Source organism: Bradyrhizobium sp. Rc2d, from assembly GCF_900099855.1.
Classification (GTDB): Bacteria; Pseudomonadota; Alphaproteobacteria; order Rhizobiales; family Xanthobacteraceae; genus Bradyrhizobium.
On sequence record NZ_FNCU01000001.1, the window covers coordinates 89194 to 103893 of the forward strand.

Here is a 14700-nt window from a genome sequence, read left to right on the forward strand (position 1 = left end):
GCATTCGGAGACAACGATGTCGGGTTCCCGGGGCCTTTTCAGCCATCTGGCACGACGGATCGTTCACAGCAGCGCGAGGAGCGATCGCAAGCCGATCGTCGATGGCAAACGCGATGCTAGCCATTCGCCGCTGATCTTCGAGACGCTCGAACCGCGCCTGCTGCTTGCCGCAGACCCGCTCCGCATCACTGCCGGCTACGCCTTCAACGAGGCCTCGGGCACCACGACGGCAGATGCGTCGGGTCACGGCATCGTCGGCACGCTCACGAACGGTCCGACCTTCACAACCGGACGATACGGCAATGCGGTCGCACTCGATGGCGTCAATGATTTCGTCAATCTCGGCAATCCGACTGCGCTACAATTCACGGGCAGCATGACAGTCGGTGCGTGGGTTTACGTCGGTGCGTTCCCCTCCGATGATGCCGCGGTCGTGTCCAAGCGCAGCTCGAGCGAGTCCGGATATCAGCTCGATATCACCGCCGATACTGGTCCCCGCACCATCGGATTCAAGCTCACCAACAGTGCCGGCCAGCCGATGTTCCGCTATGGCGCGACGCCGCTGCAACTCAACACGTGGTACCACATCGCCGGCGTCTACGACGCTGCGAACCAGACCATGGACGTGTACCTCAATGGCACGCTCGACAACGGTCAGTTGGTCGGCACCGTCACGAATTCCCAGCAGAATTCGACAGCCAATGTGAACGTCGGCCGCCGGGCCGGCAGCGCCGGATACGAATTCCCCGGTCGTATCGATGACGTGCGCATCGCCGACCACGCGCTCACTCAGGCGCAGATCCAGACCGACATGGCAACGCCTCTCGCCGGAACAGCGGACACGACGCCTCCGACCGTGTCCCTTACGCCTCCGGCCTCGATCGTATCCGGAACGGTGAGTCTTGCAGCGAGCGCGTCGGACAATGTTGGCGTTATCGGCGTCAAGTTCCTGCTGGACGGCAACACCCTGATCGGTACGGAAGATACCACCTCGCCGTACGGTGTCGCGTGGACCACGACCACGGCATCGAACGGCTCTCATGCGCTGACCGCGCAGGCACGCGATGCCGCCAACAACGTAACCACCTCGACGGCGGTCAACGTTACGGTCGACAATCAAGCGCCGACGGGCACGGTGACGATCAACGGCGGTGCCGCAGCGACCAATAGCACTTCGGTCACACTGACGCTCACCGCGACCGATGCCGTGACCTCCGTCAAGCAAATGCGCTTCTCCAACAACGGGAATTCGTATTCGACGGCGGAAGCTTTTGCCCCGACCAAGGCTTGGACACTGTCGAACGCAACGGGCACCAAAACGGTCTATGTCCAGTTCATGGACGCCGCGGGCAACTGGTCGGCGGTGGCGACCGACACCATCGTGCTTGACACGACGGCACCAACGGTCTCCGGGCAGACAGCAACGAACATTACCAGCAGCAGCGCACGAGTCACATGGACGACCAATGAAGCCGCGACTTCGCGGGTCGAGTATGGACTGACGACCAGCTACGGATCGTCGACGACACTGGATGCGACCCTGGTGACGGCACACAGCGTTGCGCTAGCCGGTCTTGCTCCCAACACTACTTACAATTACCGCGTCCGTTCGATCGACGCCGCCGGGAACGAAAGGATCGGCTCAAACGCCACCTTCACGACGACTGCCACCCAGGACATCACGCCGCCATCGACTCCTACGGGCCTGGTGGCAACCGCGGCTTCGACAACGCAGATCAATCTTTCGTGGAATGCCTCGACCGACAACGTTGCGGTCACCGGCTATCAGGTCTTCCGCAATGGTGCGCAAGTAGGCACCCCGACGACGACCACGTTCAGCGATACCGGCCTGTCGCCGGGCACATCCTACACTTATACCGTGCGGGCGAGGGACGCGGCGGCGAACCTCTCCGGACAATCCGCGCCGGCCAGTGCCACGACGCTGACGCCCGACACGACACTACCCACGGCCACGATCACAGCGCCGACGGGATCAACGACCGTTTCAGGTACGATCACGATCAGTGCCAATGCGTCCGACAATGCCGGGGTGGCGGGCGTGACCTTCCTGGTGGACAATATCGCGGTCGACGGGGGCGAAGACCTGACATCACCCTACAGCGTCAGCTGGGACACGACGACAGTCGCGAATGGCGTGCACACGATCACGGCGCGCGCACGGGATACCTCCGGAAACACCGGCGATTCGCTGCCAGTCAGCATCACGGTGTCAAACACTCAAACACCGGGTCTGGTTGCTTCCTATTCGTTCGATGAAGGATCCGGAACGACTGCGGGCGATTCCTCAGGACAGTCAAACCTAGCGACACTCAACAACGGCGTTGCCTGGGTGGCCGGCACGCATGGCCAGGCCGCGAGCTTTGACGGAGTGAATGACTACATCTCTATTCCAAACTCTGCCTCGACCAACATCTCCGGTAGTGCCCTTACACTGTCAATGTGGATCAATCCCCAGCCGCTCGCGAGCGGCGATTCCGTCGTTATCGGCAAGTTCTGGAATACAACTATGTCATCGCCCTACTACCAGTACGGGCTCGAACTGCATGGCGGCAATCAGACCAATTTCTATATTGGGACATCCAGCGGCGCGCGCGTCGCCGCCTCAGGAACCACTTTGCCATTCAACCAGTGGTCTCACCTCGCCATCACCTTCGATGGTGCGCAAGTCAAGACCTATGTCAACGGAACCCTCGTCAACACGCAGGCGCTGTCAGCAACTATCACGGCGCGCGGCAATCCCATGCGCATCGGAGCGGATGCGTCGACCGCCCAATTCTACAAGGGAGCGCTCGACGATCTGCGCATCTACAACCGTGTGCTGACTTTGGCGCAAGTGCAATCGGACATGACGACGCCTGTCGGCACCCCGACCGCTGGATCACCGCAGGTCTTGATAAATTCCCCAATCAATGGAGCGCAAGTTAGCGGCATCGTCAACGTGACTGCAGATGCAACGGACGATACCGGCATCGCCAATGTGCAGTTCTATATCGACAATGTGGCAACCGGCTCCCCCGATACGACCAATCCTTACGCTCTTGCATGGGATACGCGCACGGCAAGCAATGGCGCGCACACTATCACGGCGATGGCGACCGACATAGACGGCCATGCGACGTTGTCAGCACCGATAACCGTCAACGTGGCGAACAGCAGCTTCTTCCAGAACGACGTCCTAGCCACGGGATTCAATCTGCCGACCGCGATCAAATTCCTGCCCGACGGCCGCATGCTGGTGGTGGAACTTGCAGGCACAATCAAGATATTGCCGCCGCCCTATACCACGCCCGATCCAACGCCTTTCCTGCAACTCACCAACATCGGCTCGGCGGGCGTACAGCAAGGCATTTATGACATTGCACTCGACCCCAACTTCAGCACCAATCATTACTATTACATCTTCTATACGCTGGGCACGCCAAACGTGGATCGCTGCTCGCGCTTCACGGCGAACGCAACGCTGACGGGTACCGTCCCTGGCAGCGAGTTCGTCATCTATCAGGATTCGGAGATTGCCAATGCCGAGCACCACGGCGGAGCAATCAACTTCAGCAACGACGGCAAGATCCTGCTCACCACCGGGGAGCATTTCCAGGCCGGCGAAGCGCAGGATCTCACGAAGTCGCGCGGCAAGATCCTGCGATACAATATGGACGGCACCGTTCCTACGGACAATCCGTTCTATGACGGCAACGGACCGAACTACGATGCGGTATGGGCGCTTGGTCTGCGCAATCCCTTCCGCGCCTACTACGACGCCCCCACCGGGCGGCTGATCATCGGCGATGTCGGCGGGAACGTTTACTCAACGGCAATCGAAGAAATCGACATCGGAGCGAAGGGTGCCAATTACGGCTGGCCAAACGTGGAAGCGCCTGACGGCAACCCCGCCTACACGGCACCGGCTTACTATTATCCGCATAATGGCCGCGACGCGGCAGTCGTCGCCGGGTTTGTCTATCACGGCACGCAATTCCCAAGCAGCTATCAGGGCAGCTTCTTTTTCGCGGATTACACTCAGAACTGGATCAAGCGCATGACGTTTGACGCCAACGGAAACGTCACCGGCGTCTTCAACTTCGAGCCACCCGACGGCTCGGTAGATGGCCCCTACGGCGACATTGTCTATTTGACCGAAGGCCCCGATGGCGCGCTTTACTATGTCGACCTCGGCTATTCCGATATCAGTGCTACATTCGGCGTAAGCAAAATCCGCCGCATCGAGTTCATTCAATCGGATCTGCCCCCGGTAGCGACGGCTTCGGCATCACCAACGAACGGACCCAGCCCGCTCACCGTCAACTTCTCCAGCAGCGGTTCATCTGATCCGGAAGGAAAGCCTCTCACCTATTCGTGGAACTTCGGTGACGGAGCGACTTCCACCGCGGCCAACCCGTCGCACACATATACGGTCGCCGGCCCGTATCAGGCCCGACTGACGGTCTCCGACGGAGTCAATTCCACGCTATCGACCCCAATCGCAATCAGCGTCGGCAACAGTCCCGTTGTCAGCCTCCTTGCGCCAACCGATGGCGCGATCTTCAGGGCGGGCGACGTGATCACGTTCAGCGGCACCGCGACCGATGCCGAAGATGGTACACTCCCCGCAAGTGCTTACACCTGGAATATCGACTTCCTCCACGAAGGCCATGTTCATCCCGGGACTCCCATCACCGGCGTGACGAGCGGCACGTTCACGATTCCGACCAGCGGTCACGACTTCAGCGGATTCACGCGGTATCGAATAACGCTAACCGTAACCGATTCCAGCGGGCTGCAATCGAGCCAATCGGTCACCATCTTCCCCGACAAGGTCAATCTAAACTTCGCCACGGCGCCGAGCGGACTCACGTTGTATCTGGACGGCATCGCGCACGCGACACCTTTCACTTACGATACGCTCATCGGCTTCAATCACGAAATCGAAGCCCGCAACACGACGGTCGGAACGACCACCTACAACTTCGCATCGTGGTCGGATGGCGGCACTCAGGACCACATTATCGTCGTTCCCGTTGGCGGTGCCACCTACACTGCCACGTACAATACAGTCACGGCGCCGGCACCATTGGCATTCGTCCAGGCGAATTCCGCCACCCCGCAAACCAACCAGACCCAGGTATCGGTCTCCTACACGAACGCGCAGACGACAGGGAATACGAACATTCTCGTGATCGGATGGAATAACACGACATCGAACATCACGTCCGTCACGGACTCGGCCGGCAATGTCTATCAGCTCGCCGTTCCGACAGCGCGAGGCAGCGGCATCAGCCAGGCCATCTACTACGCCCCGAACATCAAGCAAGCCGCTGCCGGCGCGAACACCGTGACAGTGACCTTCAACACTGCGACTCAGTACGTGGACATTCGCGCTCTGGAGTACAGCGGTCTCTCTCTCATCAATCCGTTCGATATCGGGGCCTCGGCGGCCGGCACCAGCAGTACAGCCAGCACCGGGGCCGTTACGACCTCCACCGCCCATGAGCTCATTATTGGTGCCGGAACGACGACGGGTGGGTTTACTGCGGCAGGCAGCGGCTTTACCACGCGTGTCATTACCACGCCCGACCTTGATATTGCCGAGGACCGGTTCGTAACCGCGACGGGTAGCTACAGTGCGACCGCATCTCTCCAGGGCTCTGCGGCATGGGTGATGCAGGTCGCGACCTTCAAGGCCGTGGGTTAGTCTGGATGCCACGGTCTCGAGGCGTATGTGGCAACGCCGTCACCCGCCACCTCGTCTGTAGCAATGCGCTGGAATAACCAAGGCGCGCACGTCATACCCCAGTCGTTTGCGGCTGGTTGGTCAAACCTGACGCACCGAGGTGCCGGAGAGCAGCACGATGGCTTGCGAAGGGCTCTTACATGTACTCGACCGATCCGGAGCAAAGCCATCTGACTTCACAGCATCCCCTCGGCTATGTGGCGCTGCCGCATCTCCATAGGGCGCCCAAATATCAGATGATCAACCCTGCTGCAGGCAGATGGGCCGCGACGGCCAAGCCATAAGGGCCGACGCCTACAATTGCGACTTTAAGCGTCGATAGAAAACCAAATTAAATAAGTATCCGACATTTAGTGATTTTTATGATATTAAATACTTGATTTAAATACAAACCTCATTTAAACATTTCCTCGAAATGGTTCGACGAGTCAGCGTGGAGTGCCATTGTGTCAAACAGAGTGCTCGTTGTGGCGTCCGGAGGTGGGCACTGGATCCAAATGCGTCGCCTCCAACCGGCATTCGATGGATTGGAGCTTGTGTTTGCAAGTGTTCATTCAGCGTATGCCGACGAGGTCGCAGGCTGCCGCTTCTATACCATCCGTGACGTGACGCGCTGGGACCGCATTGGCTTGGCGATACTGGTCGTTCAACTGACGTCTATTCTGCTGCGCGAGCGTCCACATGTGGTCGTCACGACGGGATCGGCCCCCGGTATGATCGCCCTGGCGCTTGCAAAATGCCTGTTGCGATCCAAAACGATGTGGATCGATAGCATCGCCAATTGCGAACAGATGTCCCTATCAGGAACGCGGGCGAAACGTTTTTGCGACGTGTGGCTCACCCAGTGGGCACACCTACAGCGGACAGGCGGTCCCGATTTTTGGGGAGCAGTCTTATGATTTTTGTGACTGTTGGCTCAATGATGGCGTTCGATCGCCTGATACTTTCCATGGACAAATGGGCGTTGGCCCACGCTGATGGTGAGGTCCTGGCTCAAATTGGTGGCGGCGCTTATCGGCCGAGCCACATGCGCTGGACACGGATGCTTTCGCCAAGCAAATTTCAGGAGGCAGTCAGCAATGCGGCAGTTCTGGTCGCCCATGCAGGAATGGGTAGCTACTTCGTCGCCGCCAAGATGCGCAAGCCTATCGTGATGCTGCCGCGGCTCGCAATGAATCGGGAGCACACCACTGACCATCAGCTCCACACCATCAAGTGGCTTCGCGACAAGCCGGGCGTTTATGCTGCCATGTCGGACGACGAACTCGATTCTGCAATCGAGAAAGCCATGGCAGGCGGCCATGTCGCCGACGCCGACTTCGCCAATTTCGCACCGGAGCCTTTTCTGATGCGGGTGCGACAATTCTTGGTCAATTGAAAGCCGTTCTCTTAGTGAGGAGACCTCTATGGTCAATGTTGGGCTGATAGGGCTAGGCAAAATGGGGCTATCCCATCTTGCTATTATCAACACGCATCCCACGGCTAAGCTTACCGGAGTTTGCGATACTGCCGGCTACCTATGCAGCATCCTGCACAAATATACAGGCATCAAGGTCTTTTCCAACTATCGGGAATTGCTTGACCAGAAGTCACTCGATGCTGTTATCATTGCGACGCCATCACGATTTCACGGCGAAATAGTCCGTGAGGCCCTCCTCAGAAATCTGCACGTGTTCTGCGAAAAGCCCTTTTGCCTCGATGCGGCCGAGGGACTCGAGCTGGCCGAGCTCGCCGACTTGAAAGGCGTTGTCAATCAAGTCGGATATCATTACCGATTCGTCGGCTCGTTTAACGAGGCCAAGCGTTTACTCGATACGCAGGCACTTGGGCGACTTCATCACGTCAGGGTTGAAGCCTACGGCCCGGTAGTCTTGCGGCCCAAAGGTGCGACGTGGCGGGCAAAGGGTAGCGAGGGCGGGGGTTGCCTCTATGACTACGCATGCCATGCAATCGATATCGTGAATTATCTCGTTGGCATGCCCGATGCCGTGAGCGGAACGGTGCTGAACAGGGTCTTTTCCCGGGACGTGGACGACGAAGTCTACGCGACAATGCATTTTTCCGATGGAATGACCGGTATGATTGCCGCCAATTGGAGCGACGACAGCCTTCGCAGAATGTCGACGCAGGTTACGGTCTGGGGCACCAATGGCCGTATGATCGTCGATCGCCAGGAAGTGAAGACGTTCATTCGCCCCAAGGCGGGGAGCACTGTTCCGCCAAAAGAAGGTTGGGACGTTCGTTACACAACCGATTTTCATAATGATGTTTGGTACTACCTCCGGGGCGAGGAATATTCAGCGCAGCTCGACTACTTCATCCGGTCCATCGTGGACGGTCGCCGGGAGAACATCTCGTCCTTTGCATCTGCCGCGCAGACGGATCGAGTGGTGTCCGCGATGTTGCAAAATGCCGGAGACGCGAAACGGCCAGTGGATTCCGGGATCACGATCGCGCCGCATCGCCGGTCCGGAGGCTTCTTGTCCTCGGTCAAGAGCGCACTGAGGTAGAAATTGCGCTCTCAGCAAAGGGCGGAGGCCCCGATGGATCGAATATTATTTGGCGACAATCAGTTCTTCGGCATCAATCACATGTCCGAAGAAAAAGCGCGGGCGCAGGCCATGCGCTTTGGCGATATCCGGGAAGTTATTGATTTGCTGGACACCGCCTATGATAGTGGAATCCGCGTCTTCATGTGCACGACGCATGATCGAATTGGTGAGATCTGCGCGCACGTCCGTTTGCATCCGGAGCGATATCCGCAACTCGAATTTTATCCCTGCATGCCGTACGCCCACAAGTACGCCAATGCCGTGACCGAGTACGGAACGATCGAGGCATTAAAGCGCTTTTTGCCGGCCGAGGGTGCCCTTGCTGCGCTCTTAAGGGGAGGTGTATCGGTGGCGACGCGAGACGTGGAAGGCATAGCGCGGCTCCTGATAGACGCTGAAATGAAAATGTTCAGCGGGTTGAGAACACCCGTTATCTTCCTCCAGAACGTGGTCACCGACCTGCTACTTGGGATGGGGATCAAGGACGCGTTTCGCATCTTTGCCGACCACGTGCGCCAGCGCTACAACGCGGAGCCAGGCTTCATAACGATGAATTTGCCGCATCTCCTTGATGTACTCGAGGAGATCGGATTACCGAATCCGATCGTCTGCGCCAACATAAATAAGATCGGTTTTCGAATGTGCGGAGGCATCAAGCTTTACGAACAGCAAATTGCGTCACGTAAGTTCAGGCCCGTAGCAATGTCTGTTTTGGCTTCCGGTGCGATTACGCCGCGCGAGGCAATCGAGTATGTTTGTCGACAGAAAAACATCCAATCCATTGTTTTCGGTGCTTCGAGCAAACAGCACATCAAAGAAATAAAGCAGCACATTGATGCTTTCGATCGCCACGCGCAGAATGCTGCTACACCAGTTACATCCTTCTATGAAGCAGACCAAATAGCGTAGGCTGCCATCACGATAGCGCCTACCTAACGGGATTCCTGTGACCGCTTTGGATGAACCGACCGTCGGTGGTTCCGTAGCGCGATTGGCGAAGGAGCTAACGCGCGGTGAATTCTTTGCGGGCCTGTTCGCTCTCGGTTGTGCGAGTGGCCTCGCATCCCGTCTCATTCAATCGATCCACCGGCTTGGATGGATGGATGCGCTTCTCGGCACTTTCGAGATCAGTGTAATCGTCTGGGCATCGTGTGCTGCCGGCATCTCTCTCGTACTTCAGGATAAAGGTATTGGAATCCGTTCTTCAGAACTCGTCCTGGGGGCTGCCTTTGTGCTGCTCGCCCTTCTTCCAATCGGTCCCCTTAGCTGGCTGGCAGTAACTGCGCTCAGCCTCTACATCATCAGCACGGCCGAAGTGTCATCGTTGCGGCGCGGCGCCGTTATATTGCTGGCTACTACCGTGCCCATGCTTTGGAGCCGGCTGCTCTTTCAATTTTTTGCCGAGGCAATATTGCGGATCGACGCATCGCTCGTTGGTTGGCTGCTGCGCACGCGCCGGACCGGAGACATTGTCGAATTTGCCGATGGCTCCGGCGTTCTGGTCATTCTGCCGGCGTGTTCTTCGCTCGCAAACGTCTCACTCGCATTTCTGTGCTGGGTTACCCTGAGCCAGCTGGTCAGCCACAAGAAATCTGTTTACGATCTATACTGGTCTCTAATGGCCTGCTTCTCCGTCGTAGCGGTGAATGTTACCCGTATAAGCTTTATGGGATTGAGCCAATGGCATTATGCCATGTTCCATAGTCCCTGGGGTGACGCGGCCGCGAACACAATCATTCTGAGCCTCATGGTCGGCTTCTGCATGCTGGGGGTGAGGCGTGAGCTCTCCCAGCGCATTTAGATGGTGCATCGCGGCCGCGCTTTTCCTGGCCATTGGATGGAAGATTGCGGTACCATTCGAGAATCCAAACTATTTAAAAGAGGATCTGGTCAGATTTCTCGAACGGAATCACTTCAACGTCGTGGTGACCGACGAGATAGCAACGGACGCGCCAATCATTAGAGCCACCAGAGCGTCATGCCAATTGCAGGTCGCAAAGCTCACTCCCGACGGATCGAACCGAAACCTCGTTCGACATCTTGCGACAGGCATGGATCGCTCGTTCGTCGTATTTCGCGCTAAAGTGTACAGCCGGCAACCGATCGCCTTGACGGTGCTGCATTATCTGTGGTCCAGATTCCTTCGCGAGCTTGGATTGATTAATCAGATCACTCCCGTCATCGACGTGGCGGAGAGCATATCTTGCAATGCAGAACGGCTCCCATGGATCGAACTTCACCTCACCTGACCCGGCACGACCTGTTCTCGGAAACTCTCGGCGGTCGCAGCGAGGCATCGGTTCTTCTTGACCGGCGTCATTTTGTCGCCAGCCTGAGTTCGACTTAAGATTGAATTGACATGATATTAAATCATAGTTATCTTTTTATTAGATTAATAAAACATTGTTTGTTAATCTAGCCAATCGCGGCACATTCGAGAGGACAAGAAAATGACAATTCCTGCATGGGCCCTCGCTATTTTCCTTGCAATGGCCGCAGCGGTGCCGGCCGGCGTCTATTTCACGGCCACGCTGTTCTTTCCTCCTGATCAAAGCTACACGTATGTCGGCCAGGGAACAGCCCAGGGCGCACCTGGACCTCTTGCAGGCGCAGGGCTATCGTTCGCCGCGGTTGCCTATGGCGCGTATTGGATGGTGAAGCGCCGTCGGCGCAAACCGGACTAGGCGACCGCCTGATCCGCACAGCGGCCGCCGCGAATAGTCCAGCTGGTGGCCCATGGTCTGGGCGGAGGCCGCCCACACCTCATCCACGAGGGGGGACTGATCAGCGCTCCTTGAATGCACGCTCCGCCTGATCGTGCAGCGGCTTGAGCAAGTAGGACAGCGCGGTCCGACCGGCCGTCTTGATGAAGACCTCCACTGGCATGCCGGGCAGCAGCTTGGCCGATCCGAGTTTCGCCATCTCTTCGGGCTTCAGCAGGACGCGCCCCGTGTAGTAACTCGTGCCGGCACGCTGATCCTGCGTAATGTCTGCCGAGACCATGCTGACCTCCCCATCGATTTCGGGCGTGGTCTTCTGGTTGAACGCCGCGAAGCGCATCGTCGCGGTCTGCCCCACATAGACCTGATCGATATCGCGCGGTGCGATCTTGACCTCGATTGCAAGCGAATCCGCGTCAGGCACGATCAGCATGATTTGCTCGCCGGGAGAGATTACCCCCCCAACCGTGTGGACGCTGAGCTCGTGGACGCGGCCGGATTGCGGTGCCCTGATATCGACCCGATTCAATTGATCCACCGCCGCAGTCTTGCGCTCGCCCAGTTCGGAGAGTTTCGAGCGCGTTTCGATCAGGTCCTTGCCGACCTCCGTCCGCAGGTCCTGGTCGATCTGAATGATCTGGAGTCCGATTTCGGAGATCTTGCCCTTCGACTGAGCGATCATGCCAGCCAACTGACTGCGCTCGCCTTCGAGGCGGGCAGCGTCGCGCTCAAGGGAATTGAGCCGCGTGATCGGCACCAGATTTTTTTGCCAAAGGCTGCGCACGCCTTCCAGCTCCTGGCGAATAAAATCGACCTCCTTCTGCTTGGCCTCGGTCTGCCCCGTATAGCCCTTGATCTCGTTTTCCAGCTGCGCGCTTTTCTCCTGCAGCTGTGCCTTTTGGCCGCTCCTCGCCTGGCGACGCAGCTCAAGCAGCTTCCGCTCCGCGGTAACTGCCCGGCTCGCCTCGGAGTTGTTCTCCTTGGCACGGTCGAGCAGCACCTTGGGAAACTTGAGCTCCTCTGCGCCATCGCGCTCGGCCTCGAGACGAGCCTGCCGCGCGAGCAGCTCATCGATGCTGTTGGTGACAATCGTCGCATTTGCGAGCGTCTGAGTCTCGTCGAGACGGATCAAGACGTCGCCTGCATTGACCCGGTCGCCCTCCCGCACGCGCAACTCTCCCACGATCCCGCCAGTGGCGTGCTGGACCTTCTTCACGCTCGAATCCACTACGACAACGCCTTGGGCGATCACCGCGCCCGACAATTGGGTCGTTGTCGCCCAGCCGCCGACCCCAAAGGTCACCAGCGCGAACATGATCATTCCGACGATCATGTAACGCTGGATGGATTGCAGTGCCGGCGCTACCTGACCGCTCATCGACCTCCTCCTTGAGCTTCCGCGACGACCTTGAGCGGTACCGGATTTCGCAACACTTTCCTGAGAACCTCCTCTCTCTTGCCGAAGGACTGAACCCTGCCTTCCCCGAGGCACAAGACATGGTCCACACCTTCCAGCGCCTTCGGGCGATGCGCGACAACGGCGACAATCCCTCCCCGGCGGCGCACGTTCAGGATCGCCTCGGTCAAGGCCTCCTCACCCTCCGCATCGAGATTGGAAGACGGCTCATCGAGAACGACCAGGAAGGGTTTGCCGTAGAAGGCACGTGCGAGACCGATCCGCTGCCGCTGCCCGGCGGACAACGCCAGTCCCCCTTCGCCGATTTTTGTGCTGTAGCCGTCCGGAAGCGAAAGGATGAGATCGTGCGCGCCCGCGGCATGCGAGGCTTCCAGAACAGCGGCGGCGGTTGCCTGCGGGTCGAACCGTGCGATGTTCATTGCGATGCTGCCGTCGAACAATTCGACATCCTGGGGCAGATAGCCGATGTGCTTGCCCAGGGCGTCCGAAGACCAGTGATCGAGCGCGGCGTTGTCGAGCCGGATCCTGCCCCGCATGCTCGGCCATACCCCCACCAGTGCACGTGCCAGCGTTGATTTGCCGGATCCGCTCGGTCCAATGATTCCAACGGCCTGTCCGCTCCGCAGTTGGAACGACACTTCGCTGATGGTGGGCCTCTCCGAGTTTGGCGCGCCGATATAGAGATGCTCGACGGTGAGAGTCTCAGCAGGGGGAGGCAATGCCAGCCGCTCCTCCTCGTGAGGCAGAAGCTTCAGCAGATGATCGAGCCGTTGCCCCGATTGCCGCGCGGCGACGAATCCTTTCCAGTTCGCAATGGCCATTTCGACGGGCGCCAGTGCCCGCGCGGTGAGGATTGATCCGGCAATGATGATGCCGGCCGTCGATTCCTGGTTGATGACGAGGACTGCGCCAACGGCAAGGACCAGCGATTGCAGGATCGCTCGAAAAAGCTTGGACGCACCACCGAGTCCGTTCGCGACATCGCTGGCCCGCTCATGGGCCGCGAGATACTTCGCGTTCACATCCTGCCAACGCAAAGCCGCCTGTTGCCGCATGCCCATGGCCTGCAGAACTTCGGCGTTTCGCCGCCCCTCGAGCGCCAGTGCGGTTCGCGAAACGGCGAGGCGCGAGGTCGCCTTTGCCGGGCCTCGCGTGCGTGTTTCCGTGAGCATCGTAATCCCGACCAGCACCAGCGCGCCGGCTAGCGCAGTGACGCCAATCCAGAAGTGGAAGAGGAAGCAGACGCCGAGATAGATCGGCATCCAGGGCAGATCGAACAGCGCCGTCGGCCCTCCGCTCGACAGGAAGCTGCGGACCTGATCAAGGTCCCGCACCGGCTGCAAGCCGTCGCCATCGGCTCTGGTCTTCAAAGGCAGGCGAACAAGCGCATCGAATATGCGAACGCCGAGCCTTTCATCGAAATACCGGCCGACCCGGGCACTGATCCTGCTCCTGACGAGGTCGAGTCCGCTCTGAAACAGATAAAGCACCGTGGCCAGAACCATCAAGGCGATCAGCGTCGGTATGCTGCGCCCGGGCAGCACCCGATCGTAGACCTGCAGCATGAAAAACGAGCCGGTGAGCATGAGGAGATTGCTCATCCCGCTGAAGGCCGCGAGAGCCCAGAATATCCGGCGGCAGGACCGCAAGAAAGCCGACAGCTCCGACTGCGGCTCATCATAGTCGCTAGCCGGCCGCGGAAGACCGGAGAACAGTCGTCGACGCAAGACTTCGACGAGGTGCTTTGCCCAGATGATCGGCCCCTGCGTCCGCAGTTCGGCATCTTCCGCCCACTGGCGTGCGACGGCCCCAAGTCTCGCCAACTGCGAAAGTTGGATCCGGTAACGTCCTGCTGGCAGGGGGATCACCCCCCACCGTTCGAAGTTTGTCATGACTCCCGCCCTTGAAAACGTGCCTTATGTGACGATCCCCAAGAAGATCACCAAGGCAGTCCTGAGTTTGATTTCCCTGTCGTCGAGCTACTGTTACGCGAAGTAGAAGTCAGATCGATTTTGCGCACCAAGCCTGGCCAACTTGAGCGTGTCGCCTGCCGGTACCAGCGTGACATAATGGCCATCCCGCCATTTAATCTGCTCTCCCAGCCTTTTCGACGCGTACTCCACTACACAGTCGTTCGCAGAGCGCGATGTCGTGGCGATCTGTATCCACCACCTCATGGTTAATCAGCTTGGCCTCACGTGCCGGTCGCCATGGGCTTTTTTGGGACCAGATGGGGGCCGGGCTGAGGTTTTTTTAACCAGC

General features: G+C 58.6%; 10 protein-coding genes. 8 read left to right on the forward strand and 2 right to left on the reverse strand.

What is annotated here, in order from left to right; all coding sequences use genetic code 11:
* The first annotated feature begins 16 nt into the window (after positions 1-16).
* The 8 genes from BLV07_RS00415 to BLV07_RS00450 all read left to right on the forward strand — a co-directional run bounded on the left by BLV07_RS00415 (position 17) and on the right by BLV07_RS00450 (position 10985).
* Positions 17-5710 carry a LamG-like jellyroll fold domain-containing protein gene (locus tag BLV07_RS00415; protein ID WP_091878285.1) on the forward strand — a complete coding sequence of 1898 codons (5694 nt, stop codon included), beginning with the start codon at positions 17-19 and terminating at the stop codon, positions 5708-5710.
* A 536-nt stretch (positions 5711-6246) separates the two neighbouring features.
* Positions 6247-6648, forward strand: coding sequence for a glycosyltransferase family protein (locus BLV07_RS00420; protein WP_091878287.1), 402 nt, complete (start codon positions 6247-6249; stop codon positions 6646-6648).
* On the forward strand, positions 6645-7127 hold the full coding sequence (locus BLV07_RS00425; protein ID WP_091878289.1) for a glycosyltransferase: 483 nt from the start codon (positions 6645-6647) through the stop codon (positions 7125-7127). The genes BLV07_RS00420 and BLV07_RS00425 overlap by 4 nt, the downstream gene beginning before the upstream one ends.
* A gap of 28 nt (positions 7128-7155) precedes the next feature.
* Positions 7156-8259 (forward strand): Gfo/Idh/MocA family protein, encoded by a 1104-nt coding sequence (locus BLV07_RS00430; RefSeq protein WP_091878292.1) that lies wholly within the window; start codon positions 7156-7158, stop codon positions 8257-8259.
* 33 nt (positions 8260-8292) lie between these two features.
* Complete coding sequence (locus BLV07_RS00435; protein ID WP_091878294.1) at positions 8293-9210, forward strand: hypothetical protein; 918 nt, start codon at positions 8293-8295, stop codon at positions 9208-9210.
* Between the two features lie 37 nt (positions 9211-9247).
* Positions 9248-10102, forward strand: coding sequence for a hypothetical protein (locus BLV07_RS00440; RefSeq protein ID WP_091878296.1), 855 nt, complete (start codon positions 9248-9250; stop codon positions 10100-10102).
* Positions 10080-10550, forward strand: coding sequence for a hypothetical protein (locus BLV07_RS00445; RefSeq protein WP_091878298.1), 471 nt, complete (start codon positions 10080-10082; stop codon positions 10548-10550). The genes BLV07_RS00440 and BLV07_RS00445 overlap by 23 nt, the downstream gene beginning before the upstream one ends.
* Before the next feature lie 201 nt (positions 10551-10751).
* Positions 10752-10985, forward strand: coding sequence for a hypothetical protein (locus BLV07_RS00450; protein ID WP_128939367.1), 234 nt, complete (start codon positions 10752-10754; stop codon positions 10983-10985).
* Between the two features lie 100 nt (positions 10986-11085).
* On the opposite strand, the gene BLV07_RS00455 is transcribed toward BLV07_RS00450, so the two are convergent.
* The gene (locus BLV07_RS00455) at positions 11086-12399 is read right to left on the reverse strand and encodes an HlyD family type I secretion periplasmic adaptor subunit (RefSeq protein ID WP_091878301.1); all 1314 of its coding nucleotides are present in this window, start codon (positions 12397-12399) and stop codon (positions 11086-11088) included.
* Positions 12396-14330: a type I secretion system permease/ATPase gene (locus tag BLV07_RS00460; RefSeq protein ID WP_244550922.1), complete on the reverse strand. Its 1935-nt coding sequence runs from the start codon at positions 14328-14330 to the stop codon at positions 12396-12398. Before BLV07_RS00460 ends, BLV07_RS00455 begins: the two co-directional genes overlap by 4 nt.
* Positions 14331-14700: the final 370 nt, after the last annotated feature.

What these genes read in the sequence shown, in the direction of transcription:
- BLV07_RS00420 (WP_091878287.1), top strand. Translation starts at nt 6,247, where the DNA reads ATGCGTCGCCTCCAACCGGCATTCGATGGATTGGAGCTTGTGTTTGCA.
- BLV07_RS00455 (WP_091878301.1), bottom strand. Translation starts at nt 12,399, where the DNA reads ATGAGCGGTCAGGTAGCGCCGGCACTGCAATCCATCCAGCGTTACATG.
- BLV07_RS00435 (WP_091878294.1), top strand. Translation starts at nt 8,293, where the DNA reads ATGGATCGAATATTATTTGGCGACAATCAGTTCTTCGGCATCAATCAC.
- BLV07_RS00430 (WP_091878292.1), top strand. Translation starts at nt 7,156, where the DNA reads ATGGTCAATGTTGGGCTGATAGGGCTAGGCAAAATGGGGCTATCCCAT.
- BLV07_RS00460 (WP_244550922.1), bottom strand. Translation starts at nt 14,330, where the DNA reads ATGACAAACTTCGAACGGTGGGGGGTGATCCCCCTGCCAGCAGGACGT.
- BLV07_RS00425 (WP_091878289.1), top strand. Translation starts at nt 6,645, where the DNA reads ATGATTTTTGTGACTGTTGGCTCAATGATGGCGTTCGATCGCCTGATA.
- BLV07_RS00415 (WP_091878285.1), top strand. Translation starts at nt 17, where the DNA reads ATGTCGGGTTCCCGGGGCCTTTTCAGCCATCTGGCACGACGGATCGTT.
- BLV07_RS00450 (WP_128939367.1), top strand. Translation starts at nt 10,752, where the DNA reads ATGACAATTCCTGCATGGGCCCTCGCTATTTTCCTTGCAATGGCCGCA.